15 protein-coding genes are annotated in these 15691 nt (G+C 69.3%); 8 read left to right on the top strand and 7 right to left on the bottom strand.

Features of this window, described 5'->3' with window-relative positions:
- Positions 1-104 precede the first annotated feature (104 nt).
- The 6 genes from VF542_RS03040 (at position 105) to murD (ending at position 8627) form a co-directional block, all read left to right on the top strand.
- Entirely contained in the window at positions 105-326 is a 222-nt protein-coding gene (locus VF542_RS03040; protein WP_408650231.1) for a heavy-metal-associated domain-containing protein, read from the top strand.
- Positions 327-382: 56 nt separating this feature from the next.
- Positions 383-2674 (top strand): heavy metal translocating P-type ATPase, encoded by a 2292-nt coding sequence (locus tag VF542_RS03035; protein WP_408650230.1) that lies wholly within the window; start codon positions 383-385, stop codon positions 2672-2674.
- A gap of 359 nt (positions 2675-3033) precedes the next feature.
- Positions 3034-4434: a S53 family peptidase gene (locus tag VF542_RS03030; RefSeq protein ID WP_408650229.1), complete on the top strand. Its 1401-nt coding sequence runs from the start codon at positions 3034-3036 to the stop codon at positions 4432-4434.
- Positions 4435-4616: 182 nt separating this feature from the next.
- Positions 4617-5669 carry an LLM class flavin-dependent oxidoreductase gene (locus VF542_RS03025; RefSeq protein ID WP_408650244.1) on the top strand — a complete coding sequence of 351 codons (1053 nt, stop codon included), beginning with the start codon at positions 4617-4619 and terminating at the stop codon, positions 5667-5669.
- 208 nt (positions 5670-5877) lie between these two features.
- Positions 5878-7182: a glycoside hydrolase family 6 protein gene (locus VF542_RS03020; protein WP_408650228.1), complete on the top strand. Its 1305-nt coding sequence runs from the start codon at positions 5878-5880 to the stop codon at positions 7180-7182.
- A gap of 77 nt (positions 7183-7259) precedes the next feature.
- Positions 7260-8627 carry a UDP-N-acetylmuramoyl-L-alanine--D-glutamate ligase gene (gene murD, locus VF542_RS03015; RefSeq protein ID WP_408650227.1) on the top strand — a complete coding sequence of 456 codons (1368 nt, stop codon included), beginning with the start codon at positions 7260-7262 and terminating at the stop codon, positions 8625-8627.
- 39 nt (positions 8628-8666) lie between these two features.
- Here the strand turns inward: murD and VF542_RS03010 are convergent, their stop codons facing one another.
- A complete protein-coding gene (locus tag VF542_RS03010; protein ID WP_408650243.1) occupies positions 8667-10049 on the bottom strand; it encodes a hypothetical protein in 1383 nt (460 codons plus the stop codon).
- Between the two features lie 247 nt (positions 10050-10296).
- Here VF542_RS03010 and VF542_RS03005 point away from each other — a divergent pair, with 247 nt between their 5' ends.
- Together VF542_RS03005 and VF542_RS03000 are read left to right on the top strand one after the other, a co-directional pair.
- Positions 10297-11025 (top strand): DUF72 domain-containing protein, encoded by a 729-nt coding sequence (locus VF542_RS03005; protein ID WP_408650226.1) that lies wholly within the window; start codon positions 10297-10299, stop codon positions 11023-11025.
- A 58-nt stretch (positions 11026-11083) separates the two neighbouring features.
- A complete protein-coding gene (locus VF542_RS03000) occupies positions 11084-12124 on the top strand; it encodes an SDR family oxidoreductase (RefSeq protein WP_408650225.1) in 1041 nt (346 codons plus the stop codon).
- Positions 12125-12409: 285 nt separating this feature from the next.
- On the opposite strand, the gene VF542_RS02995 is transcribed toward VF542_RS03000, so the two are convergent.
- The 6 genes from VF542_RS02995 to VF542_RS02970 all read right to left on the bottom strand — a co-directional run.
- Entirely contained in the window at positions 12410-12694 is a 285-nt protein-coding gene (locus VF542_RS02995) for a hypothetical protein (protein WP_408650224.1), read from the bottom strand.
- Positions 12695-12740: 46 nt separating this feature from the next.
- Positions 12741-13019 (bottom strand): GlsB/YeaQ/YmgE family stress response membrane protein, encoded by a 279-nt coding sequence (locus tag VF542_RS02990; RefSeq protein WP_408650223.1) that lies wholly within the window; start codon positions 13017-13019, stop codon positions 12741-12743.
- 78 nt (positions 13020-13097) lie between these two features.
- On the bottom strand, positions 13098-13919 hold the full coding sequence (locus VF542_RS02985) for a DUF2382 domain-containing protein (RefSeq protein WP_408650222.1): 822 nt from the start codon (positions 13917-13919) through the stop codon (positions 13098-13100).
- Between the two features lie 190 nt (positions 13920-14109).
- On the bottom strand, positions 14110-14685 hold the full coding sequence (gene amaP / locus VF542_RS02980; protein ID WP_408650221.1) for an alkaline shock response membrane anchor protein AmaP: 576 nt from the start codon (positions 14683-14685) through the stop codon (positions 14110-14112).
- A complete protein-coding gene (locus tag VF542_RS02975; protein WP_408650220.1) occupies positions 14685-15215 on the bottom strand; it encodes a DUF6286 domain-containing protein in 531 nt (176 codons plus the stop codon). The genes amaP and VF542_RS02975 overlap by 1 nt, the downstream gene beginning before the upstream one ends.
- Before the next feature lie 22 nt (positions 15216-15237).
- On the bottom strand, positions 15238-15691 hold a 454-nt coding region (locus tag VF542_RS02970; protein ID WP_408650219.1), incomplete at its 5' end, for an Asp23/Gls24 family envelope stress response protein.

Genomic DNA, 15691 nt, shown 5'->3' with positions numbered 1-15691 from the left:
ATGCACGTCAGTCAGATGCACGTCAGTCAGATGCATGTCAGTCAGATGCACGTCAGTCAGATGCACGTCAGTCAGATGCACGTCAGTCAGGGAAGGAGAGAATCATGATTCGCTCGACCTACCAGGTGGCCGGCATGACCTGTGCGCACTGTGTCAACGCCGTCAGCAGCGAACTCAAGGCGATCGACGGGGTTCGCGACGTCACGGTCGATCTCGACGCCGCAGGTACCTCCACAGTCACCGTGACCAGCGCACAGCCACTGCGGCCGGAGCAGGTCAGTGCCGCTCTGGACGATGCGGGCAATTACCGTCTCGTCGACGCCTGAGCCCACGTCGGCCTTATCGGCCCGCTGGGACAATTCGTACGGACAACCCGCACGGGATGACACGCACAGACAAGGAGCACGCTCGGGTGAGCACCGCACCGCCCTTGACCGCCACCGACCGTGCGGTCGAACTGGACATCGGCGGAATGACGTGTGCATCCTGTGCCGCCCGGGTGGAGAAGAAGCTGAACAAGCTTCCCGGCGTCACCGCGAGTGTCAACTATGCCACCGAGACCGCAAAGGTCCGTTTTCCCGAGAGTCTCACCGAGGCCGACCTGGTCGCCACCGTCGAGGCAACCGGCTACACCGCGGCGCCGTCCCGGCCCGCGGTTCAGCCCGGCGCCGCGGCAGGCCCGGAGTCGGAGACCGGCCGGCTTCGGCAGCGGCTGCTGATCTCGGCGGTGCTGGCCCTTCCGGTGCTCGCGCTGGCCATGATGCCCCTTCTGCAGTTCACCAATTGGCAATGGATCTCGCTGACCCTGGCCGCGCCGGTCGCCGTCTGGGGCGCCTGGCCGTTCCACCGCGCCGCGCTGGTCAACGCCCGGCACCGGGCAGTGACCATGGACACCCTCATCTCCCTCGGGGTCACCGCGGCGTTCCTCTGGTCGCTCTGGGCGCTGTTCCTCGGAGATGCCGGCCGGCCAGGGATGCGGATGGAGTTCACGCTGCTGCCGGCTCGCGGCAACGCGGATGAGATCTATCTCGAGGTTGCCGCGGTAGTCACGGTGTTCCTGCTGGCCGGGCGGTACTTCGAGGCGCGCGCCAAGAAGCAGTCCGGTGCTGCCTTGCGGGCGCTGCTGGATCTCGGCGCCAAGGACGTCGCGGTCCTGCGGCCCGACTCCGGTGTGGAACAGCGCATGCCGATCGATCGGCTCACGGTCGGAGACCTGTTCGTGGTGCGGCCCGGTGAGAAGATCGCCACCGACGGCACCGTCGTCGAGGGCAGCTCGGCGGTGGACGCCTCGATGCTGACCGGGGAACCGGTGCCGGTCGAAGTCGGCGTCGGGAATGGCGTGACGGGTGCGACCATGAACTCCGGCGGCCGGCTGGTCGTTCGCGCCAGCCGGGTCGGCTCCGACACCCAACTGGCGCAGATCGGCCGGTTGGTCACCGACGCCCAGAACGGAAAGGCGGAAATCCAGCGGCTGGCCGACCGGGTGTCGTCGATCTTCGTGCCGATCGTGATCGCCCTGTCGCTGGTGACCCTGCTGGCCTGGCTGGTCTCGGGCAGCAGCGCGGCCACCGCGGTCACCGCGGCGGTCGCGGTTCTGATCATCGCCTGCCCCTGCGCACTGGGCCTGGCGACTCCTACCGCGCTGTTGGTGGGCACCGGGCGCGGCGCGCAACTAGGCATCCTGCTCAAGGGCCCACAGGTGCTGGAGTCGGCCCGGCGGATCGACACGGTGGTGCTCGACAAGACGGGCACCATCACCACCGGCCAGATGAGGGTTGCCGGGGTGTTACTCGCCCACGGCACCGATGCCGGGCAGCTGCTGCGGCTGGCCGGGGCGTTGGAGGCGGCCTCGGAACACCCGCTCGGGCGGGCCGTCGCCGCGCACGCCCTCGACCAGGCAGGCGCCCCGCCTGCGGCCGTGGCCGACTTCCGCAGCTATGGAGGGCTGGGGGTATCCGGCTCGGTCGAGGGCCGCACCGTCGTTGCCGGGCGCCGGCGCTGGCTGGAGGAGGAATGGGCGATGGCTGTGCCCGAGGAGCTGGGCGCAGCCGCCGAACAGGCCTACTCGGTCGGGCAGACCGTGGTGTGGGTCGGCTGGGAGGGCAGCGTGCGAGGCGGGTACGCCGTTGCTGACACCGTGAAGGTCAGTTCGGCCGTCGCTGTGCGCGAGTTCGTCGAACTGGGGCTCCGGCCGGTGCTGCTGACCGGTGACAACCGCCGAGCCGCCGAGGCGGTCGCCGCGGAGGTCGGCATCGATGAGGTGATCGCCGACGTGATGCCGGCCGGAAAGGTCGCGGTGGTTCAGGAGCTGCGGCAGCAGGGCCATGTCGTGGCCATGGTCGGCGACGGGATCAACGACGCGGCGGCGCTGGCGGCGGCCGACCTGGGCCTGGCGATGGGCACCGGCACCGATGTCGCCATCGAGTCATCGGACCTGACCCTGGTTCGTGGCGATCTGCGATCTGGCGCCGATGCCATCAGGCTGTCCCGTGCGACGCTGGCCACCATCAGGACCAACCTGTTCTGGGCGTTCGCGTACAACATCGCCGCGCTGCCGCTGGCCGCACTCGGGCTGCTCAACCCGTTGATCGCCGGGGCCGCGATGGCGGCCAGTTCAGTGTTCGTGGTGTCCAACAGCCTGCGGTTGCGACGGTTCCGTCCGGCTGCTCGGTAGCCGCTCCGGGCGAGCCGCTCTTCCCAGCCCGGACGCGAGATGTGCCTTGCTCGCCTGACTGCATCGTGAAATGCGTTATAAAAGCATGGCATTGCGATGAATTGTGCTGGCTGCCCCGGCCTGTCACGCATTACGCGCATGATGGGAAATCGTTTAGGCAGCAAGCGCCGGAATTGCCGCCGAGGAGGAAATCGGCGTCCTGCGGTGATACACCGTCACGGGTCGGATATCTCACAACTCACAAAGGCTGTACCTGCTCGTATGGCCCCGTAGTGTCCGGTTTTCGCCGGGCCAAGAACGCGTGACAGACCGAAATCGCGGAGCCTGCCGACACATCTGCACCAGCCAGAAGGAGCGTCATGCACCGAATTTCACGCCGCCGAACCATTCCCGTCACCATCGCCGCCGCGTCCGCCATGCTGGCTGCGGCCTGGACCGCCGCGCCGGAGTCACACGCCGACACCACGCCGACCGTGCCGCCGTTCCACATTTCCAACGGCCCCAACTTCACCCTGCTGCCCGCTCCGCTTTCCACCTCGCAATGCCGGGCCGCGTACGGGATCGACTGCTATGGAGCCAATCAGCTGCAGGCCGCTTACAACGTGGGCCCACTCCTGCGCAAGGGCTTGGACGGCACCGGCAAGACCATCGTGATGCTGATTCCCTACAGTTCGCCGACCCTCCAGCACGACCTGGACGTCTACGACCGCCAGTTCGGCCTGCCCGACACCAAGCTGGAGTTCAGGCAGTTCGCCCCGATGCCCACCTACAATCCGCACGATTTCATGCACGTCATGTCGGCCGCAGGCATCACCTGGCAGGTCGAGCTGGCACACTCCATCGCCCCCGGCGCCAAGATCATCATCGCCCAGGTCGGCGCGAAGGACGACATCAGCGTGCCGCAGGTCGGGATCCCGGAGGGCATGCGGGCTGAGCAGATCATGGTCGAGGAGGGTGTCGGCGACATCTTCCAGCAGATGTTCAGCACTGCCGAGGACACCTTCCCGGGCGGCGACACCTTCAGCGGCCTGCAGAAGCTGCGCTACGCGCTGCTGTCCTCCGACGCCCACCACGTGACCAACACCGCGCCGGCCGGCGACTACGGCGTGACCGAGTTCGACGCCAGCGGTCACCTCTACAAGCGGCCCTCGGTCCTGTGGCCGGCCACTGATCCGCTGGTGACCGCGGTCGGCGGCGCCGAGTTCTACCTCAACGACGCCGGCCAGACCCTCGCGTCGCCGACCGGCTGGAACAGCGACTTCGGCGGGGCCGGCTCCGGCGGCCTCTCCGACCTCTTCAAGGCGCCCTCCTACCAGGCCGGTGTGTCGTCGGTGGTGGGCAACCGGCGGGGTATCCCGGACATCTCGGGAAGCGGAGCGGTCAACGGCGGCTCCTGGATCTACACGTCCTTCGACGCCAGCGCCTGGGGCGGGAACCCCGCGGCCGGCTGGAACATCTTCGACGGCACCGGCGGCGCGACGGCCGAGTTCTCCGCGATCATCGCGATAGCCGACCAGATGGCCGGCCGCCGGCTCGGTCTGGTCAATCCGGCGCTGTACCAGCTCGGCTACCGCAGCGAGCACGGCGACACGAGCACCGGCATCGTGCCGATCACCGAGGGCGACAACAGCCTCGGCGGCGTGACCGGCTACAAGGCCGGCCCCGGCTATGACCTCGACACCGGTTGGGGCACGATCGACGCCGCGAAGTTCGTCCCGGCCCTGATCGATCAGATCGACCGGATGGAGCACCGCCGCTGAACCCGTTCGTGTCCGCTGACATGGCACGTCCGGTCGGTCTTTCCGACTGGGCGTGCCATTCGGCGTGTGTTCGGCGCGGTTGGCCGGGTCAGCAGCGCGCGGCCCTAAGGTGAGCGACGTGGCAGCCGACGGAGGACGACGTGGCAGCAACGACTCGGGCGACTGACCCGGCAGCGGGGACCATGGCGGGCCAGATCCGCGGATCGGCGCGCGGCCGGGCCCAGATGCCACTGTCGATCCTGGACCTGGCCACGATGGGCGTGGGCCAGAGTCCGAGCGAGGCGCTGGCCACGACCACCGGTCTGGCGCAGCGCGCCGAGGCGTGGGGCTACCACCGGTTCTGGGTGGCCGAGCACCACGGCATGCCTGCGATAGCCAGTTCCGCGCCGGCGGTGCTCCTGGCCCATCTCGGTGCGGTCACCCGGACGATCCGGCTCGGGGCCGGCGGGGTGATGTTGCCCAACCATGCGCCGCTGATCGTGGCCGAGCAGTTCGGCATGCTGCACGCGCTGCACCCGGGCCGGATCGACCTGGGCCTCGGGCGGGCGACGAATGCGGCCACCGTCTCGGCGCTCGGCCGGCCGCAGGACTCGGTGAACCTGTTCCCGCAGCAGGTCGCCGAGCTGGCCGACTATCTCGACGACGAGTTCCCGGCGGGGCATCGCAGCGCCACGATCCGGGCGGTGCCGGGCAGTTCGGTGGCGCCGGAGGGCGGGCGGCCGCCGATCTGGTTGCTCGGCTCGTCCGAGGCCAGCGCGAAACTGGCCGGGACGCTCGGGCTGCCGCTCGCCTTCGCGCACCACTTCAGCGCGAAGAGCACGGTCCCCGCACTGCAGCTTTACCGCAGGAGCTTCCAGCCATCGGCCTACCTGGACAAGCCGTACGCGCTGATCAGCGTCGCGGCCATCGCCGCCGACACGACCGAGCAGGCGCAGTGGTTGTCCGGGTCGGCTGCGCTGCTGATGGTGCTGATGCGGCGCGGCAAGCCCGGGCCGGTACCGAGCCCCGAGGAGGCGGCGGCGTACCCGTACACGCCGCAGGAGCGAGAGCTGGTCGACCCGCGGCGCTCCACCATGGTGCTTGGCGATGCGGCCACGGTGCGCAAGGACCTGGCCAAGCTGCGGGCGCGCACCGGCGCCGACGAGCTGATGATCACCGCAATGGTGCACGACCCCGCGGCGCGGTACCGCTCCTTCGAGCTCATCGCGCGGGCCTGCGGGATGACCGAGGGCTGAGCGCTCGAAGCAGATCGCAACCCGCTCCTGGCCAACCGGCTCCCCGCTCTTGGAGGGGTTGCCTTTTTGCTCGCCGGGTTGCATCCTGAGAGATGTCATGAGAGCGCTCTCACACCGGCACGGCACTCGGCCGGGTGATGGCGTGCCTGCTCCCTCCGGCGGCGCAATCGCGGTCCCAGCTGCCGACGGTCCCTTTCCTAGGAGCCCGATGTTGAACAGAATCCTTTCTCGTGGCGGCGGTCATCTTCTGGCCGCCGTCACCGTGGTGATAGCCGGCCAGCTGGCTACCGTGTCAGCAGCCTCGGCGAGCGAGCAGAATCCGCTCCCGGCGGGCACCCGGTTCTACACACCGGCACCCACTCACGACGCGGTACGCCAGATCGCCGAGCTGACCAGCAACGGTGACAAGGCTGACGCCGCGCTGATCCGCGCCGAGGTGCGGACACCGCAGGCCGTCTGGTTCACCGGCGGCACCCCGAAGCAGGTGCAACAGCAGGTTCGCCAGGTCGCCCAGCAAGCCGCGGGCAAGAAGACCGTCCCCACCCTGGTGATCTACAACGTTCCCGGCCGGGACTGCTCGCAGTACTCCTCCGGCGGCGCCGGCAGTGATGCTGCCTACCGCGCCTGGGTGGACGGTGTCGCCGCCGGACTGGCCAAGGACCAGCGCGTGATCGTCATCGTCGAGCCCGACGGCCTGGCCAACCTGCCCAGCGACTGCCCGGCCGCCTACCCAGGCCAGGACGTCGCGGCGCTGACCGCCGGCCGGATCGCCGACATCCGATACGCGGGTGCCGCGATCCGGCAGGCCGATCCGCGGGCCCTGGTGTACCTCGATGCGGGGCACAGCGCCTGGCACTCGGTGGGCGACATCGCCTCGCGCCTGGAGCAGGCCGGCGTCAACGACGTGCAGGGATTCTCGCTGAACGTCTCCAATTACCAGTACACCGCGAACCTCGAGCAGTACGGCACCTGGGTGTCGGAATGCATCGCCTACACCACCACGGTCAATCCCGGTGACTTCGGCGGCTGCGGCAACCAGTACTGGAGCGGCGGCCCGGCGAACAACTGGACCGGAGTGGCACTGGACCCCAACGGCGAGTGGAGCGACACCGCCGCCGACCCGGCGCTCAACACCGCCGGCATCAACTCCCGGTACGCGAGCATCCTCGCCGGCACGGCGCCCACCGCGCACTTCGTGATCGACACCAGCCGAAACGGCCGTGGCCCGTGGACGCCGACTGCCAGCTATCCGGACCCGCAGACCTGGTGCAACCCGCCCGGCCGTGGCCTGGGCGCCCGCCCGGAGGCCGCACCGCAGCCGGCTGCCTACCCGCTGCTGGATGCCTACCTCTGGATCAAGACACCCGGCCAGTCCGACGGGCAGTGCAACCGGGGTGTCCCCGGTAGCACCGTCGACCCGGAATGGGGCGGCATCACCGACCCGGCAGCCGGTGCCTGGTTCGGCGAGCAGGCCCTCGAGCTTGCCCAGCTGGCGGTGCCGCCGCTGAACTAGCAGGCCCGGTAACCCGTCGTCCCGGGAGTCGCCCGAACCCGGGCTAGAGTTGGCTGGCCGATCGGACGGGAGCCCGGGTGAAGCTGACAGAACTGCGCGGCCGCCGGGTCGTGGTCTGGGGGACCGGCCGGGAGGCAGCCGCGGCGGTCAAGGCGATCGCCGCGGCCGGGCCGGCCGAGCTCGTCGCGGTGCAGGACCAGGAGAACTTCCTGGCCGCCGGCACCGGCTGGTCGGAGGTGGCTGGTCGGGTTCCGCTGCACACCGGAGCCGATGCGCACGCCGCTATCCTGCGCGCGCATGTGCTGGTGCGTTCACCCGGCGTCGCGCAGACGCACCCCTGGCTGATCGAGGCTCGCTCGCGTGGCGTGCGGGTCACCGGCGGTACGGCACTGTGGATGGCCGACAACGCCGCCCGAACCATCGGCGTGACCGGCAGCAAGGGCAAGAGCACCACCGCCACGCTGATCCACCACTTGCTGACGGCGGTGGGCCGGCCCAACGTGCTCGGCGGCAACATCGGCACCGCCGCACTGGCCCTGCCCGACAGCGAGTTGTACGTGCTGGAGCTGTCGATGTACCAGTGCGCCGATCTGGACGACTCACCGCGGACGGCGGTGCTCACCTCGCTGTACCCGGAGCACCTGGACTGGAGCGGCGGTGAGCGGGAGTACTACCGGGACAAGCTGAATCTCATCGCGCACGGTCCCGAGCGTGTGGTGTTCAACGCCGGCGATCCTCGGCTGGTCACCGAGGTGCGGAGCTTCGGTCCCAACCTGCCGGTGATGCCGGTAGGCGGTGAGAGCAGCTTCCACGTGGCCCGGGGACCGGGTGACCAGCCGTGGTTCCACCTCGCCGCCGAGCCGCTGTTTCCCCGTGCCGCGCTGCCTTTGGTCGGCCGGCACAATGAAAGCAACCTGTGCGCCGCGCTGGGGGCGTTGCATGCCGCCGGGGTGGACTGCCTGGCGCAGCGGGAGTTGCTGGCCGCCGGCTTGGCGAGCTTCGCCCCGCTGCGGCACCGGCTCACCCCCATCGAGGATCCGTCGGGAATCACGTTCGTCGACGACTCGATCTCCACGATCCCCGAGTCGGCCGTCCACGCCATCGAGGCCTACGCCCACCGGCCGCTGACGGTGATACTGGGCGGTCAGGACCGGGGCGTGGACTACGCTCCACTGCGGGATTACCTGCTCGAGGCAGGGATCGCGGCCACCGTCATCGGCATTCCGGACAGCGGTCGGCGAATTCTCCAAGCGCTCGAGGACGTGCCGACGCTGCTGAGGTTGACCGCCGAGGATCTCACCGCGGCGGTCGTGCTGGCACGACGGCACACCCCAGCCGGCGGTGTGGTGCTGCTGTCGCCGGCGGCGCCGAGCTATGGCCGGTTCGACAACTTCGAGCACCGCTCTCGGGTGTTCGCCGAAGCCATCGCCCGAACCTCACCTTAGCCGGGGGAGGTTTGCCCAGTCGGTGTCGGGCTGTTGGGTCTAGGAACTGGTCGGTTCGCCGGCCAAGGCGTCCAGCGACCTCAGAAAGCTGTCCGGCGCATAGCTGGGTCCGCGCCTGCCCAGAACCTCCGACCAGGACGGAAGTCCGGGGTTGACCTCGGGAAGCAACTGCCTGATCACCGCGGTCTCGCGCCACGGCGGGAGTTCGGCGAGCCGGACCACCGCGGCCTGGGATTCCTCGATCTCACCGACACATTCGAACGGCTTGAAGGTTCCGATCCCCAGCAGCGCGCGGTAGCCGGGGACTTGGGCCTCGTCCTCGAGGAGGTTGGCGCCGAAGATCCTGACCATCCGCTCGACACCGGCGAAGGGTGCCAGCGCCAGGAACACGAAACGGCACTTGGGGCAGTCGCGGCACCAGCGCCGGGTCGCCGGGCGGTCGATCGTGTAGGCATTGTTGCAACTGGTCAGCACGTCGTCGTAGGCGGTGGTGCGGCAGAACAGCTGGGCGATCTGCATCTCGTTGAGGTGGCGCAGCAACGAGAAGTACAGCCCGTCCACCCCTAGCCGGCTGCGCAGGGCAGCCTGCAGGGCCTGCTCGGCCTCGGCGCTCTTGGACCATTGGTGATTCACCGGCTCATCCCGCCACCGCAGGTTGGGCGAGGATGCCGAGGATTCGTTGGACATCACCACCGGTCCCAGGCCGTGCAGGATGGCGCAGGCCACGGCGATCAGCGAGTTGACCGCGGTCACCGGGACATGGCCGTTGTAGGCGCCCCAGCGGTTCAACTGGAAGAGGTAGGGATCCAGCCTGCGGGTCACCGTGAGCGGCTCCAAGCCGGACGTGGCGACGACGCTGTCGATGATGTGGTTCGGGTTCACCGCGAACGCGACCGGATCGCGGCCGGACCGGATCATCGCCTCGGTGCTGACGATCGAGTCCTTGCCGCCGCCGCACGGGACCAGTGGCCGGGCATCGCCGGAGTGCCACCTCGCATCCGAGGCGCCTGGTGCCAAAGGCGATCCGGCCGGCGCATCGGGATCGGGGACCGGCTCCGCGCCGGCGGCCACGAACCGGGTTTCCAGCACCGACGGCAGGTCGTTCTGGTAGGCGAACTCGCGCATCCCGTGCAGGTACACGCCGCGGAGATAGGCCAGCTCGGCGGCGGTGAAGCGTGCCGCCGCGAGGTCGATGGCCGGCGGCGCCGCGGCTTTGAAGTAGCTGACGCCGGCGACCGCGTGGAGCAATCTCAGCACAGCGTGGAATGCCTCGCGCCGGGGCTGGCTCGGCTCGTGCGGCGGAGCCGGAAACCGGACCCGTTCGGTGAACGTGATCGCTTCGCCGCTGCCACCGGAGAGCACGTATTCCAACGCCACCTCGCCCGAGGAGGCATCCCAGTGCAGCGCCGAGCAGCTGAACATGGTGTGATCGAGGGGGAAGGTGTGATCCGGGGAAACAGTCACCTGGCCGGACGGCGACTGCGGCTCGGGATTCATCGGGTCCACCTTACAGCGGGCGGCCTTACAGCGGGCGGCCCTACAGCGGGCGGCCCTACAGCGGGCGGCCCTCGTCCGGCGGTCTGACCCGCGTACCGGCCACGCGGGGTGATGACGCAAGATTTCCGTGCAAGGGCAACACCTCGATCTCTGCTGAGAGCTGGGAGGGCCGGTGGCCGTCCATGTCGGCACCTCCGGATGGAGCTATCCGCACTGGGACGGCGTGCTGTACCCGCCCGGCACCCCACCGGCCTCGCGGCTTCAGCTCTACACCCGCCGGTTCGGCACCGCCGAGCTCAACGCCAGCTTCTACCGCTGGCCGTCCAACCGCACGTTCGCCGGCTGGCAGGCGCGGCTGCCAGCGGGTTTCCAGTTGTCGGTGAAGGCTTCCCGTGGCCTGACCCACAGCAAGCGGCTCTACGCGCCGGAAGTATGGGTAGCCCGGATGGCGACCTGTTGGCATGAACTCGGCGCCCGCCGCGGCGTGCTGCTGGTCCAGCTGGCACCGGGGCACGAGCGTGACGACGCCCGGCTGGAGTACTTCCTTGCCCAGCTGCCCGGCTGGATGCGGGTCGCCGTCGAATTCCGGCATCCCAGCTGGCAGGACGAGGCCGTCTTCGAGCTGCTGCAACGCCACCGGGCGGCGTACTGCGTGATGAGCGGCGCCAACCTGCCGTGCGTGCTGCGGGCCACCGCGGATTTCGTCTACGTCCGGATGCACGGCCCGGATCAGCACTATCTCTACGGCGGGTCCTACTCCGACGCCGACCTCGGCTGGTGGTGCCAGCGCATCCGGGAGTGGGAAGCGGATGGCCGGGACGTCTACGTGTATTTCAACAATGACGGAGGCGGCAATGCCGTTCGCAACGCGGACACACTTCGCCGGCTGCTGGGTCAGTGAGCCGCCAGCCGGCTGACGGCATTTGCGGCAGCTTATCCATCCGGGCAGACTCGGTCTGGTGAATCAGCCGAGGCAAGCGCAGACCATCGTCGTCACCGGAGCCAGCGGCGGTATCGGACGGGCGAGCGCAGTCGCCTTCGCGCGCCGAGGTGCCACCGTGGCGCTGCTGGCGCGCGGCGAGGCGGGGCTCGCAGGCGCTGCCGCCGAGGTCGAGCGGGCCGGCGGTCGAGCGCTGGTCGTGCCCACCGACGTCGCTGACGAGGAGCAGGTCTTCGCCGCCGCCGCACGCGTCGAGGAGGAGGCCGGGCCCGTCGACGTGTGGGTCAACTGCGCCTTCACCTCGGTCTTCGCGCCCTTCGACCAGATCAAACCGGCCGAGTTCCGCCGGGTCACCGAGGTGAGTTACCTGGGCTACGTCTACGCCACCATGGCCGCGCTCGGCTACATGAAGCCCCGCAACCGCGGCACCATCGTTCAGGTCGGTTCGGCGTTGGCCTACCGCGGGATTCCCTTGCAGACGGCCTACTGCGGCGCCAAGCACGCGATTCAGGGATTCCATGAGGCACTGCGGTGTGAACTGCTGCACGACAAGAGCAACATCCACGTGACCATGGTGCAGATGCCCGCGGTCAACACCCCGCAGTTCGACTGGGTGCTGTCCCGGCTGCCGCACCATGCCCAGCCGGTGCCGCCGATCTATCAACCGGAATTCGCCGCCCGGGCGGTGCTGTTCGCGGCCGACCATCCCAAGCGGCGGGAGTACTGGGTGGGCTCCTCGACCATGGGCACGCTGGCGGCGAACGCGGTGGCCCCCGGTCTGCTCGACCGCTACCTCGCCAGAACCGGGTACAAGGCCCAGCAGACCGAGCGCTCCCAGGCCTCCGATGCCCCGGTCAACCTGTGGCGGCCCGCCGACGGTCGCGAGGGCCAGGACTTCGGCGCGCACGGTGACTTCGACGACACCTCCAAGGACCGGGATCCACAACTGTGGGCCTCCCACCATCACGGCGTGCTGGCGGCCGGTGCCGGGGGCCTGGTGGCGGCGGTAGCCGCGCTGAGCCGTCGCAGGGGATCACGTCGGCAGAACTCAGGACGGTAACGCCAGGCCGGCATCGCACCGGCAGGGCTGTGGCCGGCAGGGCTGTGGCCGGCAGGGCTGGGCCGGCAGAACTGAGGCCGGCAGAACTGAGGCCGGCAGATCTGAGGCCGGCAGGGCTGAGGCCGGCAGGGCTGAGGCAGTGGTTCGCGGTGCGACGACACCCCGAGACGCTGACTGCTTAGCGTGGATCCCTGCTTGTTCAAGGCTCGGAGCGCGCCCCCTCATGTCTATCGGACTCGATGCTCTGCTGCCACTTGCCCGCCGAGCCGGTCCTGTTGGTACCGGTTAGTACCGCACCGGGCGGTGCCGGACCAAACTGTTCCTGACATAGGCGGCCACCAGTTCATCCACCGCTGCCTGGCACTCGGCACAGCGCGGGCACAGCGACGCAGAGCCCCAGCCACGGCCCGGTTCCGGAAAGCCGATCCGCGGCGGCCGGTCGTGGTGGGTGGCCAGCGCTGCCGTCTCCACGTCGTAGGCGTGTTCCAGCACCCCGACCCGGCACGCGCCGCCCTGCCGGTCGAGGTCGGCGCCGCGGTACTCGATGGCGACTATGAATGCGCCTCGCACGGTGGCGTCCACCGTCGGCATCGGCTGGCTGGCACTCGGCGCCTCGTCAGCGACGGACGGACGAGCGGTTGCCGACCCGAAGCCAGATGAGCAACACGATGACGGCCCCGATCACCGAACCGATGATGCCCGACGGTTGGAAGAACCCGTTCTGGGAATCCTTGTGGAAGATCAGGTAACCGAGAAAGCCGCCGACGAACGAACCGATGATGCCGATCAGGATCGTCATGGGGATCGACAGGTCCTGCTTGCCCGGCACGATCAGGCGGGCAAGCGCGCCGGCGATGAGGCCGACGATGATCAAGCTGATGATAAGGCCGAGCATGATCCACTCCTTGGGGTCTGGTGGGTGCCCGGGTGAGGGGCCGGCCACACGGAGGCCGGCCCCTCACCCGGATCAGCGTTAGCGCTGGTCGCCGCGGATCTCGGTCTGCGGGTCCTCGATCTGCTCCTTGCGGACCTGCTCGGACACGGTCTCCTCGGAGGTGACCGTCTCGGTGGACAGCCGGACCCGCTCCACCGGAACGGTCTCCTTCTCCACCACCGGGCGCTCGGCGTGCAGGGTCACCTCGTGCTCCTCCTCGGTGAGGTCACCACCGGACATCGCCTGCCCCACGTTGCCTTCGGTGATCGGCTCACGCTCCAGGCGTACCTCCTCGTGGCTCACCGGCACCGTCTGGCTGACGTTCTCGGTCACGATGTACTTGCGCAGCCGAGCCCGGCCGGCTTCGACGTTCTGGGTGCCGACCCGGACCCGCTCCTCGGACCTCGTCATGGCGTCGTCGGTGGTCGGGCCGGAGGTGTCGTGCCCGACCACGCCGGCCTGGCCACTCAGATCCTGCTGGCCGGTCGTGCCCTCGTCGACGTAGTCGTAGTCCTGATCGCCGGTGCCGCCCATGCTGCCCTGGTCGCCCAGGTACCCGCTGTAGTACTGGTACAGCGCCTGCACCTCGGACTCCTCCAGGTGCCCGTCGTTCTCGACGTTCGGCGCGTCCTTGACCATGGCCTTGGACACGGTCAGAACCAGGTTGTCGCCCTCGGCGCGCGAGCCGTACAGCGGCGCGAACGACTCCTTGGTCCCGAACAGGCCGGTGCTGACGGTGACCCACTGCGGGTCGCCGGTGGCGTCATCGAGATAGATCTGCCCGATGCGGCCGATCTTGTCACCGCTGGTGTCGACGGCGTTCTTGCCGATCATCGACTGCAGCTGCTCTGGTGCCATCATGAAAGTGCTCCCTCATTGGTCTCGCCCGGATGGGCCGAACGGCGCGGTACGCAGCTCTACGTCCGCGATGTTTGGTGTTACTTCCACTGGTTGAACGCTATGGGGATCGGTGGTGGCTCACCGTCAAACCGGAGGCCGCTGTGGAGGCGGCGATCCGAAGTTTTCGTTACCGGGTGCTTCTCACCCGGGATCAGGCGGCTCGCTGCGCCTGCCGGCTGGTCATCGTCAGGTCCAGCTGTACCGGCAGGCCAGGATCGTCCAGCGCCTGCCGGGCATGCCGGACCGCGTTGGACTCGATCCGCCGCCGCAGTCCCGGCAGGTCGGCGCTCTCCTCCAGGGTGGCAGTGATGACCAGAGTCGGAGCGAGCGGGTCCCCGATCAGCCGAGCCTTGGCCGCGTGCACACCGGGGTAACTGCCGATCTCTTCGGCCACGGCATCGGTCAGAGCCGCCGCGGACAGCGTGGTACGCCCGGCCGAGCGGTCGCCGGTCAGCGGCAGGTCACCGGCACGGTCGGTGGAGAACAGCAGCGCCAGCAACCACCGCAGCGCCAACAGCGCGATGATCGCCGCGACGGCGGCAATGACCGGCCAGAGCCAGTCACCGTGCCGGCCGAAGTAGTCGCTCAGCTGGTCCGACACCAGCACCTCATGCTTGGTGGCCCGGCCGAACGCCCCGAATCCCGCGAGCGCTCCGGCGACGCCGGCCGCGATGAGCGCCACGGCGAACAGGATCAGCATGGCCCGGTTGGTGCGATCGGCATGCATCAGCGACTCCTCGTACTTACCTCGACCGACAGCGCCGGCGGGTTCTGGAGTTCCAGGGTGTCCAGGCGCTGCTGGGCGGTGGCGATGGTGGGTTCGCGCAAGCTCTCGGCGGTGAACGGCTGCAGGCCGGCCGTGGTGGCCGCGACCTTCACCTTGCGCCGGCCCACCGACACCGAGGCGGAGTTGATGCCGTCGATATCACTGACGGCCGAACGGATCGTGCCGGCAACGCCGCGGCGGGTGTATGCGGCGTCGGTAGTCTCCGAGCGCACGGCGAGCCGGCTCGGCCTGCCGCGCTTCAACTCGGCGGCCAGCAACAGCAACCCGGCAACCGCCAGCAGGATGCAGGCCACCCGGACGCTGCCCTGTTGCCACGGGGTCCGCCGGGTCCAGTCGTAGAGGTGCGGCCAGTCGATGACCGCGGGATCGCGGCCCAGCCGCTGCGCGACCACCTCGACGGCGACCACAACACCGGCGGCGATCAGGGCAAGGCTCAGCAGTGCGGCCAGCAGCCGGTTGACAAGTCTCATCAAGCTTCGCTCCTCCCCCTGATCAACGTACCCGGCGGGCCGGCTGGGCAAGGGTGGTCGCCAGGTCGGTGACCTGGATGGTCACCTCGGGCACGTGCAGCCCGGTCAGCTCCGCCAGCCTGGATCGGACGTGTTCGCGGACCGCTGCCGTCACGGCAGGTACCGAAGCCGGCCAGCGAACACTGATCTCCAGTCGGATCAGCGCGATCGAACCGTCGACATGGGCCGATGCCTTGGGCAGGCCGGTGAGGCTGGTCGCGCGGACACCGAGCCCGCCGGCGCCCGACAGCGACCGGCCGAGCAGCCGGGGCGCCGCCGCGCCGGCGTCGGGTATCTCCACCGCGGCCTGGGCGGCCAGCTTGGCGACCACCGACTCGCTGATGCTGATCGTGCCCATCTCGTTGCGACCGGCGGCCGGGCCGTCCGGGTTCGGTCGCGGCGGCCCGGCCGGGTTCTCGGTGACGGCGGTCGCGGTC

The organism is Jatrophihabitans sp. (assembly GCF_036389215.1).
Classification (GTDB): domain Bacteria; phylum Actinomycetota; class Actinomycetes; order Mycobacteriales; family Jatrophihabitantaceae; genus Jatrophihabitans_A.
The sequence above is the reverse complement of the archived record's forward strand: the minus strand, read 5'-3'. Positions and strand labels throughout refer to the sequence as shown.

Excerpts from the sequence above, each read along its gene's own strand:
- VF542_RS03010 (WP_408650243.1), bottom strand. The coding sequence starts at position 10,049 with ATGTTCAGCTGCTCGGCGCTGCACTGGGATGCCTCCTCGGGCGAGGTG.
- VF542_RS02985 (WP_408650222.1), bottom strand. The coding sequence starts at position 13,919 with ATGATGGCACCAGAGCAGCTGCAGTCGATGATCGGCAAGAACGCCGTC.
- VF542_RS03030 (WP_408650229.1), top strand. The coding sequence starts at position 3,034 with ATGCACCGAATTTCACGCCGCCGAACCATTCCCGTCACCATCGCCGCC.
- VF542_RS03040 (WP_408650231.1), top strand. The coding sequence starts at position 105 with ATGATTCGCTCGACCTACCAGGTGGCCGGCATGACCTGTGCGCACTGT.
- VF542_RS02975 (WP_408650220.1), bottom strand. The coding sequence starts at position 15,215 with ATGAGACTTGTCAACCGGCTGCTGGCCGCACTGCTGAGCCTTGCCCTG.
- VF542_RS03025 (WP_408650244.1), top strand. The coding sequence starts at position 4,617 with ATGGCGGGCCAGATCCGCGGATCGGCGCGCGGCCGGGCCCAGATGCCA.
- VF542_RS03020 (WP_408650228.1), top strand. The coding sequence starts at position 5,878 with ATGTTGAACAGAATCCTTTCTCGTGGCGGCGGTCATCTTCTGGCCGCC.
- VF542_RS03035 (WP_408650230.1), top strand. The coding sequence starts at position 383 with ATGACACGCACAGACAAGGAGCACGCTCGGGTGAGCACCGCACCGCCC.
- amaP (WP_408650221.1), bottom strand. The coding sequence starts at position 14,685 with ATGCATGCCGATCGCACCAACCGGGCCATGCTGATCCTGTTCGCCGTG.
- VF542_RS02990 (WP_408650223.1), bottom strand. The coding sequence starts at position 13,019 with ATGCTCGGCCTTATCATCAGCTTGATCATCGTCGGCCTCATCGCCGGC.